Here is a 12,600-nt window from a genome sequence, read left to right as displayed (position 1 = left end):
TATGCGCACATTCGACCTCTCCCCGCAGGGGAGAGAGGTAAGAGGCTTCACTTGTCGAGCCATGCGTCCTTGAATCCGTCATTGACCCCGATCCCCGTGGTGATCAGGTTCTTGACCTTGCAGCGCATGATGGTCGGAAATTGCAGCTCGAGCATCCAGGCAACCGGCACGTCCTCGACCAGGATCTTCTGCGCCTTCTCGTAGATCTCCTTGCGCTTGGAATCCGGCGTTGCAACCGCGCCCTCGGCGAACAGCTTGTCGATATCCGGGTTGGAGTAACCCTCGACGTTGTTGAACATCTGGCCCTTGGCGATGTTGCTGGAGATGTAGTTGCGTCCCACTCCGAGCGCGGGGTCGCCGTACTGGTAGAGATAGGTAAAGGCGATGTCGTAATCCCACTCGGCGATCTTCTGGTTGCCGCCGGCGACGTCGGTGGCGATCGTCTCGATGGTCATGCCGACATCCTGGAGGTTCTGCTTGACGGCTTCGCCCCAGCGCTGCCAGGTCTCGCCATAGGCGAGCGGCAGCAGGCGGATCTTTTCGCCCTTGTAGCCGGCTTCCTTCAGCAGTGCCTTGGCCTTGGCCGGATCGTAGGGGTATTTCTTCACGTCATCGGTATAGAACTTGATGGTCGAGGCCGACGGGCCGGTGGCGACCTTGCCGAGCCCGTTCCAGATCACGTCCTTGGCGAAGTCGCGGTCGACCGCATACATGATCGCCTGCCGCACCCGCTTGTCGGCGAGCGGACCCTGGCGGTTGTTCAGCCACAGCCAGGCCAGCGGCGAGAAGAATTCCCAGCCGGCGCCGGTGACGCAGGTGTCCTTCAGCTTGGACAGCCGCGGCACGTCGAAATTCTCGACCGAGCCGCCGGGCAGCACGTCGACCTTGCCGGTCTCGTAAGCCACCGAGCGCGCGGCGGCGTCCGGGATGATCTGCCAGTAGATCTCGTCGAGATGGGGCTTGCCCTTTTCGTGGTAGTTCGGATTCTTGACCAGGCGGATGAACGAGCCCTTCTGCCATTCCTTGAACATGAATGGGCCGGTGCCGATGGGTGCGTTGTTGTAGGGGTTGGTCTTCCAGTCGGTGCCTGCATAGAGATGCTTCGGCACCATCGGCATCGAGCCGACCTCGAAGATGCCGAGGAACGGGCCGAACGGCTGCTTCAGCGTGAAGACCACCGTATGATCGTCCGGCGTCTCGACCTTGTCGACCTGCGCCAAATTGGTGCGGGCGCGCGCATGGGTCTGCTTCAGCATCTCGATCGAGAACAGCACGTCGGCGGCGGTGAAGGGCTTGCCGTCGTGCCAGGTCACGCCCTTCTTCAGCTTGAAGATGTAGGTCTTGGCGTCCTCGCTGACGCTCCAGCTCTCGGCGAGCTCCGGCAGGGGATCGAGCTTGGGGCTGTAGCGCAAGAGGCCTTCGAAGATGTTGCCCGAGACCATCTGGGTCGGGCCGTTCTGGACCTGCGCAAGCATCAGGCCGGGCGGCTCGGGCTGGATCACGGCATTGATCACACCCCCCGTCTTCGGCTCTTGCGCCAGCGCAGGGGCCGCAAGGCCGCAAGCCAGGAGGAGACCAAGCAACACTCGTTTTGGCATGTCGTAATCTTTCTCAAGCGAGACCAGCCGGAAACGCTTCGCACGCGCCCTCGCGCGCAAAGCGACGGTCGGTCCATCCCAGTCCCCATCCGCCATCGAGGCTCACACAGTCCCGTTCAGCGCGGCAAGATGAAAGTCGCGACAGTGCTCGCACAAAAAATGTACAGCTCGTCCTGTTTCTCCGCCTGTGCGACGGCACGGTAGATCGGCCAGCTCCGAGGGATCAGGCGGCCTTCAGAAGTGATGAGAGCATGCCGGGGCAGTGCACAAGTCCGCGCCTGCGACCAAAAGCATCAGCCCGTCATTTTGCGCCGAGCGCCCGCCGCAATTCGTCGAGCGCCTCTGCAAGCTGCTCGCGGTGCGCGATGTCGTCCTTGGGAAGCGCGGCGACGCTGCCGGCGAGCTCCCGCAGGATGCCGGCCAGCAGGCCGAAGTTGACGTGCAGATGCACCGATTTGCGTTCATCGGCCGCACCAGGATGTTGCAGCACCAGCGCAATGCCGCTGCCGTCGAGCTTCGCCTCGAAGCGGGACGAATGCTCGAAGGTGCCGACATAGAATTTGTCGGGATATTCGAGTGCGACCTCTGCCTTGTCGGGAACCGGCTTGGACATGCGAACCTCATCTATGCCCGCGCATTCTGGCCGGGAATGAGCCGGCCCGCCTTGCGCCAGGTCAGAGGCGGTCGACGCCAAATTTGATCCGGATCAAAGCCGGCCCGCCGCTTTTGCGATCGAATGGCAAGTAGCGGGACGCGGCTGCGCATCCCGTTTGCTTGAGCCGTGAGACGATGGATGGACATTCAGGCCACGACTATCCCTGCGGATGACGACGGCGGATCCGATATCGCCGGTCTTGAGCCGTCGCCGGATGCGGGCGTGCAGCACTGCCTGCAATTGCTCGGCAATGCCGGCTTGCGCCCGACACGCCAGCGCGTGGCGCTGGGCCGACTGCTGTTCCTGGGCGGCCATCGTCACGTCACCGCAGAAAGTCTCTACGCAGAAGCGATGGCTGCGAACGCATACCTGTCGCTCGCCACCGTCTACAACACGCTGAACCAGTTCACCGAAGCGGGCCTCTTGCGCCGGATCGCGGCCGACGGCATCAAGTCGTTCTTCGACACCGACACGTCCCTGCATCCGCACTTCTATCTCGAAGGCGAGGACGTGCTGGTCGACGTGGCCGAGGGCCTCGCCTTCACCAAGATGCCCGAGGCGCTTCCCGGCCACGAGATCGCGCGGCTCGATGTCGTCGTCCATTTACGCCGGAAGCGAACTTAGCGCTTGCCCTGCAGGGAGGGTAAGACGCCTCACTGCAAGCCTGCGCGGCGGAATCCCTCCAGATAGTGTTCGCGATCTCGCTCATTGGCCCACGGCAGCTGCGTCGCGATCCAGTGCAGCGAGATGCCCGGCTGGGTGCGGCGGAGCTCTCCGAGTGCCATTTCCGCAAGCGTGCCATCGCCGGTCATGCCGGCGGAGACGGCGAGCACGCGGTATGCGCCGGTAAGATCGCCGCGGTGGCGGATCGCCTCGCGCGCCAGCGCGATGGCCTCGCCATAGTGCCGTTCGGTGAAGCGCGCATAGGCGGCGATACCGTGATAGATCGCCAATGACGGATCGCGCGGCGACAGCCGGATCGCCTTTTGCGCGGCCTCGAACGAGTCGTTCGAGCGTCCGGCATAGGACAGTGCCAGCGCGTAATAGCCCTGCGCCAGTGAGAAGTTCGGATTGAGCGCGAGCGCCTGCTCGAACTCGGACAGCGCGTCTGGGAGCCTGCGGGTCGAGAAGCAGACGCTGCCGAGCGCGGCATGTGCCCAGGCGTCCTCATGGTCGCAGCGCACCGCTTTGAGCGCGGCGGCTTCCGCGGACGGCGCAACCGCGGCCAGCTCGGTCCAGCCGAGATGCACGCCGAACATGTCGTTCACGGCCAGCACCGACAACGCCTGGCCGTAATCCGGATCGATCGCGATCGCGCGCGCGAGCAGCGCCTTCGCGGCCGCATGGTCCTGCCGGGTCACGCGCCAATAATGCGACAGCGCGCGCATCAACAGGTCCCAGGCGTCGAGGCTCGCCGGCGGCTTACGACGGCTGCGGAAATTCTCGGCGGCGTGGATCTGCGGCTCGATCGCGGCGGCGATCGCGTTTGTGATCTCGTCCTGCACGGCGAAGACGTCGACGAGCTCGCGGTCATAGCGCTCGGCCCAGAGATGACCGCCCGACACGGCGTCGTTGAGCTGCGCGGTGATGCGCACCCTTTTGTCCGTCTTGCGCACGCTGCCTTCGACGATGTAGCGGACGCCGAGCTCCTCGGCGATCTGCCTGATATGGACCGCGCGTCCCTTGTAAGTGAAGGAGGAGTTACGGGCGATCACCATGAACCAGCGCTGCTTCGACAGCGCGGTGAGGATGTCCTCGCTGATCCCGTCGCCGAAATAGTCCTGCTCGGGATCCCCGCTCTTGTTCTCGAAGGCGAGCACCGCGACCGCCGGGCGGTCCGCCATGCGCGGGGGAGCGAGCCTGGCTTCGGTCCGCGCGGGCGATGCCGCCACCTCTTCCCGGACCTCGCCGACGAACCGAAAGCCCTTGCGCGGAATGGTCTTGATCAGGCGCTGGCTCGCGCCGTCGTCGCCGAGCGCCTTGCGCGCGGCGTTGATCCGGCTGTTGAGGGCGGAATCCGAGACGATGCGGTCGTTCCAGACCTGGCTGATCAGGTCATCCTTACTGACCACACGCGCCCGTTGCGTGACCAGATAAAGCAGCAGATCGAACACCTGCGGCTGCAACGGGACGGGTTTTCCGTCGCAAGTGAGCTCCCGGAGGTCGCCGTCCAGCACGTTGTTTTCAAAGCGAAATCGCACGTTCTCGTCGTCTCAAGCAAAAATCAAAGTCGTCTCAGGCGAAAATCAATCGTCCGCGAAAGCCGCGGGACGTCCGATCCGGCATGGTGCGAAGACCAAACCGTGTCGATGCCTCGGCACAACGGAGTGTTTCATGACCCAAATTGATCATCAGGTTCATTCTCTCGGCCCGGAGGTTACGGGCTCTCGTATTTTCAGGTTCATCGCCTTTCTGTACGGAATTGCGGCATATCTCGTGTTTTTCGTCACCATTCTCTACGCGATCGGCTTCGTCATGGGGGTGATGGTGCCCAAGACCATCGATACCGGTGCCGAAGCGCCCGTCGTTCGCGCGGTCGTCATCAATCTGCTGCTGATGTCGCTGTTCGCGGTTCAACACAGCGTGATGGCGCGCCAACAATTCAAGGCATGGTGGACGCAGTTCGTCCCCAAGCCGGTCGAGCGAAGCACGTATGTGCTGTTCGCGAGCCTGTCATTGCTCCTGCTGTTCTGGCAGTGGCGTCCGCTACCCGCGGTCATATGGGAGGTCGAGAACCCCGATCTTGCCGTGACACTGGTCACATTGTCCTTCGCTGGCTGGGTGCTGGTGTTCACCTCGACCTTCATCATCAACCATTTCGAACTGTTCGGCCTGCATCAGGTGACGAATCATCTCGTCGGCAAGGAAATGCAGCCGCCGCGTTTCAAGACGCCGCTGCTCTACAAATTCGTCCGCCATCCGATCTATCTCGGTTTCATCATCGCGTTCTGGGCGGCGCCAGTCATGACCGCGGGTCATCTCTTGTTCGCGGCCGTGACCACGCTCTACATCTTCGTCGGCATCGCGCTGGAGGAGAGCGATCTCGTCGATCTCTTCGGCGACGAGTACCGGCAGTACAAGCAACGCGTCTCCATGCTTATTCCCTGGCGCCGGTCGGTATAGTCTAGGTCAAGCCCCGCGCATCCAATCGAAACGGCGCGCGGGGCGCCGACGCGCGATAACGATCCATCAGAAAAAGGGAGACGTCCAAATGAAACATGTCGGAAACTGCTTCTGCGGCGCGGTCACGGTCGAGGTCACGGGCGCGCCGGAGGCGATGGGCTATTGCCATTGCCGCTCCTGCCGCTCGTGGTCGGGCGGTCCGGTCAACGCTTTCAGCCTTTGGAAGCCGGAAGCCGTGCGCATCATCGAAGGCGCTCAGAATGTCGAGACCTTCGTCAAGACGCCGCTCAGCCAGCGCAAATATTGCAGGAAGTGCGGTGGCCATCTCATGACCAACCATCCGCCGCTCGGTCTGGTCGACGTTTTCGCCGCCACCATCCCCACCCTCGCGTTCACGCCCAGCGTCCACGTCAACTATGCCGAGACCGTGCTGCCGATGCGCGATGGCCTGCCCAAGCTGAAGGATTTTCCCGCCGAGTTCGGCGGAAGCGGCGAAATGATGCAGGAATAGCGGCGCGCCTTTGGCATTTTTTCGAGAGGGCGGCAGAGCGCCGCCCTCTCTGGCTTCTTCCAAGAGAGAAGGATCAAGGACTAGCCTCCGCGCGATTCGACCACCTTGCGGCAGGAATCGGACAGCTTCGACTTGTTCTCGCGCAGGCAGGCGTTCATCTGCGGCGGCTTGCCGATATGCTCGGCGCAGAATTTGCTGGCGTCGCCGCGGCAGGCCATTTGCTCCTGCACAGATGGACCGGACTGTGCGGCAGCAGGCAGGGCGGCAGCTGCGAGCAGCAGCGCGGCAAGAACCGAAATCTTCATAGAGCACCTCTTTGGAATTCTCGTTGGTCCCGACCGGGATCAATCGGGCCGGACCATTCCGCAAAGGCCGGGCGCCGGTCCATGCCATGTTCATGGCAGCGGCCAGTCCTCCCGCCCGCGGTACCCCCATCTTCATGGCATGTATCCGCGCGCCGACTTTTGTCATTCAGGCTGCACCTCGGCTGCGAGACCCGGTGATTGCGTCGGGACGCCGAACGGAACCAGGAGAGCAAGATGTCGAAGAGAGCTGGAGCGCTGGGCGCAGGGCTGACGGTCATGGCGCTGGCGGGCGCGGCGACGGTGTCGCTGGGCACGAGCCCGGCGCAGGCCGTGGTCTATTGCAAGACCGTTGGCGTGCCCAAGGGCTGCGTGGTGCGGCCGACTGGCGCCGTGGTGGTGGGAGCGCCGGTCGCGCGGGCTGCCGTCGCGACCCCCGGTGTCGGCGCGCCCGGTGTCGGTGTGCGTGCCGGCACGCCGATGAATCGCGGCGGCCCGGTCAATCGCGTCGGCGTGCGCTGATATTTCCGCTTCATTGAATTGATGCATCGCTTCGGGCCAAGGGGCCTGCGGACGACCCCCCCGTCCTCCGCAGGCAATTTTACCCGGCCCGTCCCCTCTCTCCGTGCGCCCCACACGTTCGGGGAGGGGGCCCTTTCAGCCCGCGGCCATGTCGCTGTCGGGAAAACGTTGCGGCAATTTCAGCCGCACGCGCGTGCCGGAGGAATCAGACGTCAGGTCGAGCACCGCGCCGCAGCGCGCGGCGCGGCTTTTCATGTTGCGCAGGCCGCGCGCGGTCTGGCCGGCCCCCGCGGCCTCGCCATTGCCGGCCAGCGCAAAGCCGCCTCCGTCGTCAGTCACGCTGATCACGCCATACGGCCCCTGGCCCGCGTCGAACGTGTCGATGGTCACCGCGATGCGGCGGGCCTGCGCGTGCTTGACCGCATTGGTCACGGCTTCGTCGAGGATGCGCACGATCTGGACGACGTGCCATGGCCTGAGCTCGGGATGCAGCGGCAGGCCCTGCGGCGTCGCCACGCGCCAGTCGAGCGTGATGTCGTGCGGGCGCAATTGGGCCGTGGCGCGCTCGCGCCAGGAGCCGAGCGCCAGCATCAGGTCGCCGCCAATGTCGTCCATGGAATCGATCACGAGACGGAGATCCTTCAGCGCCGCGCGGGCGGCGTCCGTGATGCTCGCGCCCGTGCTGCCGCGTTCGGACAGCGCGACGATGCTCACCAGCTGGCCGCCGAGGCCGTCGTGCAGGTCTCGCATCAGGCGCGTGCGCTCGTTGGCGAGCGCCGCCGCGCGGGCGCGCTCCTCCTCGCGGGCAAAGCTCGCCTTCAGCCGCTCCTCGGCCTCCCGCACCCGCGTCACCAACTGGCCGGCAAAGCTGTCGACCTGGTTCAAGGCGCGGGCGAAGCGCCAGGTCAGCCCGGCGCCGATCGCGACCAGCATCGCCGAATAGGACAGGCGCGAGACGAAGATGCGATCGTTGCTCACGATGTCGAGCACCGTGAGCATGTCCTGGACCCAGCAGACCAGCACGATGGTCACCGCGCAGCCGATCGTGAAGCTCGCCGCGTCTTGCCGTCGCACCACCGCGGTTGCAGTGACGCAAGCCATCAGAAACAGGCAGAGCCCGACGGTGGGAATGCCGAGCACCAGGAACAGGATGCGCGGTAGCGGCGGGCCCCCGATCAGCCCGACCACGAACACGAGGACGCCGGGCACGAACAGCAGCGTGCCGTAGCGCGGCCAGCGCCAGCCGAAGAACAGCACGCCGAACACGACGATCAGCGCGCTCTCAATCGGTGCGGAGGCCAGCAGCACCGCGGCCAGGTGCGATACCGTAGCCGGCGGCACCGGCGGCGGCGCGAATGCCTGCACCACGCCGAGCACCATCGCCGTCGCCAGTACGCCATAGACCGGCTCGTGACGCCGCATCAGCCACATGATCGCGAGGATGACGGCCAGGATCGCCTGCCAGGCGGAAAACACCACCGGCAGGGTGACGAACAGCAGCGTGCGTGTCTCATAGGCCGGGCGCAAGGCGGCATCCGGCCCGACATAGACGGTGTCGAGGAAGCCCTTGAGCGGGCCCCATACGAACAGCCGCACCGTGATCTCGTTTCCGCCCTCGCGCAGCAGCGACGCGGGGATGGCGGCGATCTGCGGCGTGTTGCGGTCGGGCCGGTTGGCGTTGGTGTCGCGTCGGGAGTCGAGCACGACGACGCCGTTGACGGCGACCTCCACCGCGTTGCTGAAGCGCGGCAGGAACACCGACCAGCCCGAGGCCGCATCGCCGCTCCGGAACGTGAAGGTGCCGGCGTAGATCGGCGGGTCGGCCAGCGAATAGCGCGACGAGGTGAAATGGGGCAGCGTCACCGGGCGCGTCAGACCGTCCTCCCGCGCCGAGAAATCGTCCACCGCGTAGTCGTCGGGATCGCTCGGCTGCAGCAACCGAATCCCCAGGATCGTGACGATCACGATCAGCGCCTGAAGCAGCAGATAGGGCACGAGGCGCGAGGCGATTAGCCGGCGCCGCGGGCGTGTCGGTGCCTTCGTAGGTGCTTTGGCCGCGATCTCGCTCACAGCTTGATCAGGCCCTGCTGCACCGCCTCGAACACCGCCTCGCTGCGCGTATGCACCTCGAGCTTGCGATAGATGTTCTTGATATGGCCGGGGACGGTCTGTTTGGACAGGCCGAGATGGCTCGCGATCTCGGCATAGCTGAAGCCTTTGGCGATGCCCCACAGAATATCGATCTCGCGCGGGGTGAGCCTTGCCGTATTGAGCGCGGGGCCGGGCGGCGGCTCCGCCGAATTCTGCGCGGCACCTTGCGTCCTGCGCACGATGAAGCGGGCGATCGAGGCCGAGATCGGCGAATGTCCCGCGACCAGATCGCGCACCGTGGTGGCGATGTCGGTGGGGAAGGCGTCCTTGAGCAGGTAGCCGGTGGCGCCGACCGTGATCGCGGAGATCACGCTTTCCTCGTCGCCGAGCGCGGAAATCACCATGATTTCGGTGTCGGGGAAGCGCTGCCGCATCTCGCGGATCAGCTCGACGCCGTGGCCGTCGGGCAGTCGGAGGTCGGTCAGCAGCACGCGCGGCGCCCCGGCGGCGAGGGCCTGCCGCGCCTCCGCAAGCGTACCGGCGCTGCGGACCTCGTAACCGGCCTTGGCCAGCGCATCCTGCAGCCGCCAGCAGGTCGGCGCATCGTCCTCGACGAGGAGGATGGTGATGGCTTCACCCGTCTCGCCTTGTTCGGTCATGATCATGGTCCCGCGATCCGCGTGTCCCCCGCGGCGCGAGGCAAGTCTAACCGCAGCCCGAAGACGGTGACACCCATAATCATGGGGGCGGGAAAGTCACGGGACTGCCATGTGCCGACCCAACGTTGCCGCGCGACGGAGTGCCGCCGCCAATCCAGCTTACGAAAGATCAACCCGCGGCGGCGGATATCGCCGCGCCAGGACCGATAGCGACAGCGGCCGTTCGTCTTCCGGTAGCTCCAAATAGGCCAGCACGAGCGGCCGCTTCCAATCGCCGACGCCGAAATCCATCGCCGTCCATTTCTGCGGCTCGGGCCCTTCGAGCCCCCGGACCCAGACGAAATAGCGGGGAAGGTCGTCCGTGTCCGTCGTGCGTCTCCTGGCCATCGAAGCGGTCCGCTGCGTCAAGATCGTTGCCGCACGATATAGGGAATATCTGGGGGAAGTCGAACGTCCCGGGACGATCGGGGAAGCTTGCCGCCCGCGCCGGTGCCGGTTGGCGACAAAAGCGCTGTCGTTGCCCGTTAAGGTTCGATCCGTTCGAGAAATGATCGCGTCAGCGCGACAACCTCATCGAGGTTGGTTTCGAGCAGCCAATGGCCGCCATCCAGGAAATGCAGTTCGGCATCCGGCAGGTCGCGGAGATAGGCCCGCCCTGACTCCTCAGGCATGTAATGGTCCTGCGGCCCCCACAGGATCAATGTTGGCGGCTTGTGCTGCTGAAGATATCGGCGGTGCTCGGGAAACCATTGGCGGTTCGCCTTGAGGCCAAACAGAACGTCTGCGGCGGCGTCTTTCCGCCGCTCGGTCATCAGCGACCAGTGCAATCGCCAAAGGTCCGGCGCGATGAGCCCAGCCAGATCCGCACGCACGTCATTCAGGAACTCGTCGCGGAAATTCTCTTCAGTGATAGCTTCCCTCATCGCCGCACGCATCTCCTGATCGGGCAGTGACCAGAACTTCTCGATGTCGGCGTATGCCGGGCCAAGCGCATCTTCGTAAGGTATGTCGCCGTTTTGAATGATCTGGGCCACCACCCTTTCAGGCCGCATGATCGCCAGCCTGGCTCCGATCGGTGAGCCGAAATCATGAAGGTAGATCACGAAGCGTTCGATCTTCAGCTGCTTCACGAACTGGTCGAGCCACGCGGCATAGCCGTCGAAGCTGTAATCGAAGTCATCAGGTGTCCCGCTATAGCCGAACCCGGGATAGTCGGGAGCAATCAGCCGCCATTTATCGGCCAGTCGCGGCATCAGATTGCGGAATTCGTAGGATGAACAGGGATAGCCGTGCGGTAGCAGAACGACGGGCGCGCGTTCAGGACCGGCTTCTCGGTAGAAGGTATCCACGGATCCGATCCGGACCCTGCAATGTCTGACGCGTGTGTCCATGTCTTGCTTCCTTTGTAGATAAAGCAACTTCGGGGGCGGGGTTCCCGGCATCTGCTTCGTGGTGGGTAGAACCGCAGGCGGCTCTGCGGAACAACGACCGGAAGCTCACCGTTACGAAGCAACACCGGAACGGGAGGTCGTTGTGATCCATCATGTCTCCGTCGGTACGAATGATGTTCAGCGTGCGAAGCGCTTCTACGATGCGGTCTTGCCGGTCGTCGGGATCACGCCGATGGCCGAGGACGAGGGTGGACTGGGCTACGGAAGCGGGACGTTTCACTTCAGCGTTCAAGTTCCGATCGATGGAAAACCCGCGACCGTGGGTAACGGCAGTCATATCGCCTTTGCCGTCGAGAACCGCGCGATGGTCGATCGCTTCTACGCAGCAGCATTAGAGCATGGTGGCAGCGACGCTGGCGCTCCCGGGCTGCGGCCGAGTTACGACCTCAACTATTATGGGGCGTTTGTCCGCGATCCAGACGGTCACAAGATCGAGGCCGTGACCTACTCGGCACAATAGTCGCGAGCGGGAAGGCGCCATGCCGACCATGCCCTATGCAATTATCGAAGCGCCTTCGACGCTCGGCCTTGCGACCGACGGCGTGGAGCGCTTGCCCGAACAGCTGCTGAAGCTTCGACTTGCGGAGCGCATCGGCGCACGCCGCGCCGGGCGGCTGGTGGTGCCTTCGAAAGATCCGGTGCCGGATCCCGAGACCGGCATCTTGAACGCCGGCGCAATAGCGGCGTGGTCGCCCCAGCTCGCCGACGCGGTGGAAGCGGTGCTTGTCGCGGGCGAGTTTCCGCTGGTGCTGGGCGGCGATTGCACGATCTTGCTGGGCTCGATGCTCGCGCTTCGACGGCGCGGCCGCTACGGCCTGTTGTTCATCGACGGCCACGCCGATTTTTTCCAGCCCGAGGCGGAGCCCAATGGTGAGGGCGCCTCGATGGACCTTGCCTTCGTTTCCGGCTACGGCCCGTCCCTCCTGGCCGACATCGAAGGTCACGGTCCTCTGGTCCGCCCTGAAGACATTGTGGCGTTTGGATATCGCGATCACCAGGATCAGGCGGAATATGGAAGCCAGCCGCTTCCCGAAGAGCTCAAGGTGCTTGATCTTCCTGCTGTGCGGGCGCGGGGCATCGAGGCCGCTGCACGCGAAGCCGTCGATTACCTGATGCGAGCCGAGCTGGACGGCTTCTTCATCCATCTCGACGCCGATTGTCTCGACGATGCCATCATGCCGGCTGTCGATTTTCGCGTGCCGGGTGGGTTGTCGTGGGACGAGCTATCGACCGTGCTCCGGGTTGGCTTGGCGAGTGGCAAGGCGGTCGGCCTGGAGATCACCATTTACAATCCGGGCCTGGATGAAGACGGCAGCGCCGGGCGTGGCCTGGCCGATGTGCTCGCAGCAACGCTCGGGTCGTAGCTCGAGTTTGCTGAACCAGTTCGACTTCGCCAAGAGGCTTCGCCGGACACGCTTCGCCCTTCGAGCCCCGCCACGCGAAGCCCGAAGGGCGAAGCGTGGTGCCCCTGGCCGGAATCGAACCAGCACTCCTTGCGGAACTCGATTTTGAGTCGAGCGCGTCTACCAGTTCCGCCACAGGGGCCCTCGGTCGGCCCCATAGGCGGCGTCGCGAAGCCGGCGGACTATAGCCATGGACGGGACGGGGTCAACCCGCGCCAAAGTGATCCCGGCCGTTCTCGACAGCCGCATGGGCCGGGGCTAGAGGCTTAGGGCGCGCGAGAGATA

Annotated in this window: 14 protein-coding genes and 1 tRNA gene; 6 read left to right on the top strand and 9 right to left on the bottom strand. The window is 64.4% G+C overall.

Features of this window, described 5'->3' with window-relative positions:
* Positions 1–47 precede the first annotated feature (47 nt).
* Positions 48–1,598 carry an ABC transporter substrate-binding protein gene (locus I6F28_RS32010; RefSeq protein WP_035996790.1) on the bottom strand — a complete coding sequence of 517 codons (1,551 nt, stop codon included), beginning with the start codon at positions 1,596–1,598 and terminating at the stop codon, positions 48–50.
* A 301-nt stretch (positions 1,599–1,899) separates the two neighbouring features.
* A complete protein-coding gene (locus I6F28_RS32005) occupies positions 1,900–2,211 on the bottom strand; it encodes a hypothetical protein (RefSeq protein WP_035996705.1) in 312 nt (103 codons plus the stop codon).
* 180 nt (positions 2,212–2,391) lie between these two features.
* Here I6F28_RS32005 and irr point away from each other — a divergent pair, with 180 nt between their 5' ends.
* Positions 2,392–2,877 carry a Fur family transcriptional regulator Irr gene (gene irr / locus I6F28_RS32000; protein WP_036020650.1) on the top strand — a complete coding sequence of 162 codons (486 nt, stop codon included), beginning with the start codon at positions 2,392–2,394 and terminating at the stop codon, positions 2,875–2,877.
* A 29-nt stretch (positions 2,878–2,906) separates the two neighbouring features.
* Here irr and I6F28_RS31995 read toward each other — a convergent pair whose 3' ends face one another.
* Positions 2,907–4,454: a winged helix-turn-helix domain-containing tetratricopeptide repeat protein gene (locus I6F28_RS31995; RefSeq protein WP_225142877.1), complete on the bottom strand. Its 1,548-nt coding sequence runs from the start codon at positions 4,452–4,454 to the stop codon at positions 2,907–2,909.
* Positions 4,455–4,587: 133 nt separating this feature from the next.
* Between I6F28_RS31995 and mddA the strand changes: the two genes are divergently transcribed.
* Complete coding sequence (gene mddA / locus I6F28_RS31990; protein WP_035996713.1) at positions 4,588–5,376, top strand: methanethiol S-methyltransferase; 789 nt, start codon at positions 4,588–4,590, stop codon at positions 5,374–5,376.
* An 88-nt stretch (positions 5,377–5,464) separates the two neighbouring features.
* Complete coding sequence (locus I6F28_RS31985; RefSeq protein WP_035996716.1) at positions 5,465–5,887, top strand: GFA family protein; 423 nt, start codon at positions 5,465–5,467, stop codon at positions 5,885–5,887.
* An 80-nt stretch (positions 5,888–5,967) separates the two neighbouring features.
* Here the strand turns inward: I6F28_RS31985 and I6F28_RS31980 are convergent, their stop codons facing one another.
* Positions 5,968–6,192, bottom strand: a complete 225-nt coding sequence (locus I6F28_RS31980; RefSeq protein ID WP_036020653.1) for a hypothetical protein — start codon at positions 6,190–6,192, stop codon at positions 5,968–5,970.
* Positions 6,193–6,426: 234 nt separating this feature from the next.
* Between I6F28_RS31980 and I6F28_RS31975 the strand changes: the two genes are divergently transcribed.
* Positions 6,427–6,711 carry a hypothetical protein gene (locus I6F28_RS31975; protein ID WP_036020657.1) on the top strand — a complete coding sequence of 95 codons (285 nt, stop codon included), beginning with the start codon at positions 6,427–6,429 and terminating at the stop codon, positions 6,709–6,711.
* Between the two features lie 135 nt (positions 6,712–6,846).
* Here I6F28_RS31975 and I6F28_RS31970 read toward each other — a convergent pair whose 3' ends face one another.
* The 4 genes from I6F28_RS31970 to I6F28_RS31955 form a co-directional block, all read right to left on the bottom strand.
* Entirely contained in the window at positions 6,847–8,781 is a 1,935-nt protein-coding gene (locus tag I6F28_RS31970) for a sensor histidine kinase (protein WP_036020659.1), read from the bottom strand.
* Positions 8,778–9,461: a response regulator transcription factor gene (locus tag I6F28_RS31965; RefSeq protein WP_036020692.1), complete on the bottom strand. Its 684-nt coding sequence runs from the start codon at positions 9,459–9,461 to the stop codon at positions 8,778–8,780. Before I6F28_RS31965 ends, I6F28_RS31970 begins: the two co-directional genes overlap by 4 nt.
* Before the next feature lie 159 nt (positions 9,462–9,620).
* A complete protein-coding gene (locus I6F28_RS31960) occupies positions 9,621–9,848 on the bottom strand; it encodes a hypothetical protein (RefSeq protein ID WP_036020661.1) in 228 nt (75 codons plus the stop codon).
* A gap of 137 nt (positions 9,849–9,985) precedes the next feature.
* A complete protein-coding gene (locus tag I6F28_RS31955) occupies positions 9,986–10,852 on the bottom strand; it encodes an alpha/beta fold hydrolase (protein ID WP_036020665.1) in 867 nt (288 codons plus the stop codon).
* A gap of 142 nt (positions 10,853–10,994) precedes the next feature.
* Between I6F28_RS31955 and I6F28_RS31950 the strand changes: the two genes are divergently transcribed.
* Positions 10,995–11,372, top strand: coding sequence for a VOC family protein (locus tag I6F28_RS31950; RefSeq protein ID WP_035996730.1), 378 nt, complete (start codon positions 10,995–10,997; stop codon positions 11,370–11,372).
* A 19-nt stretch (positions 11,373–11,391) separates the two neighbouring features.
* Positions 11,392–12,276, top strand: a complete 885-nt coding sequence (locus tag I6F28_RS31945; protein WP_036020669.1) for an arginase family protein — start codon at positions 11,392–11,394, stop codon at positions 12,274–12,276.
* Between the two features lie 96 nt (positions 12,277–12,372).
* Here the strand turns inward: I6F28_RS31945 and I6F28_RS31940 are convergent.
* A tRNA-Leu gene (locus I6F28_RS31940) sits at positions 12,373–12,457 on the bottom strand.
* Between the last annotated feature and the right edge of the window lie 143 nt (positions 12,458–12,600).

This window comes from Bradyrhizobium sp. NBAIM14 (genome assembly GCF_020193895.1).
GTDB classification, from domain to species: Bacteria; Pseudomonadota; Alphaproteobacteria; order Rhizobiales; family Xanthobacteraceae; genus Bradyrhizobium; species Bradyrhizobium yuanmingense.
This window is presented reverse-complemented; position numbering and strand designations above follow the sequence as displayed.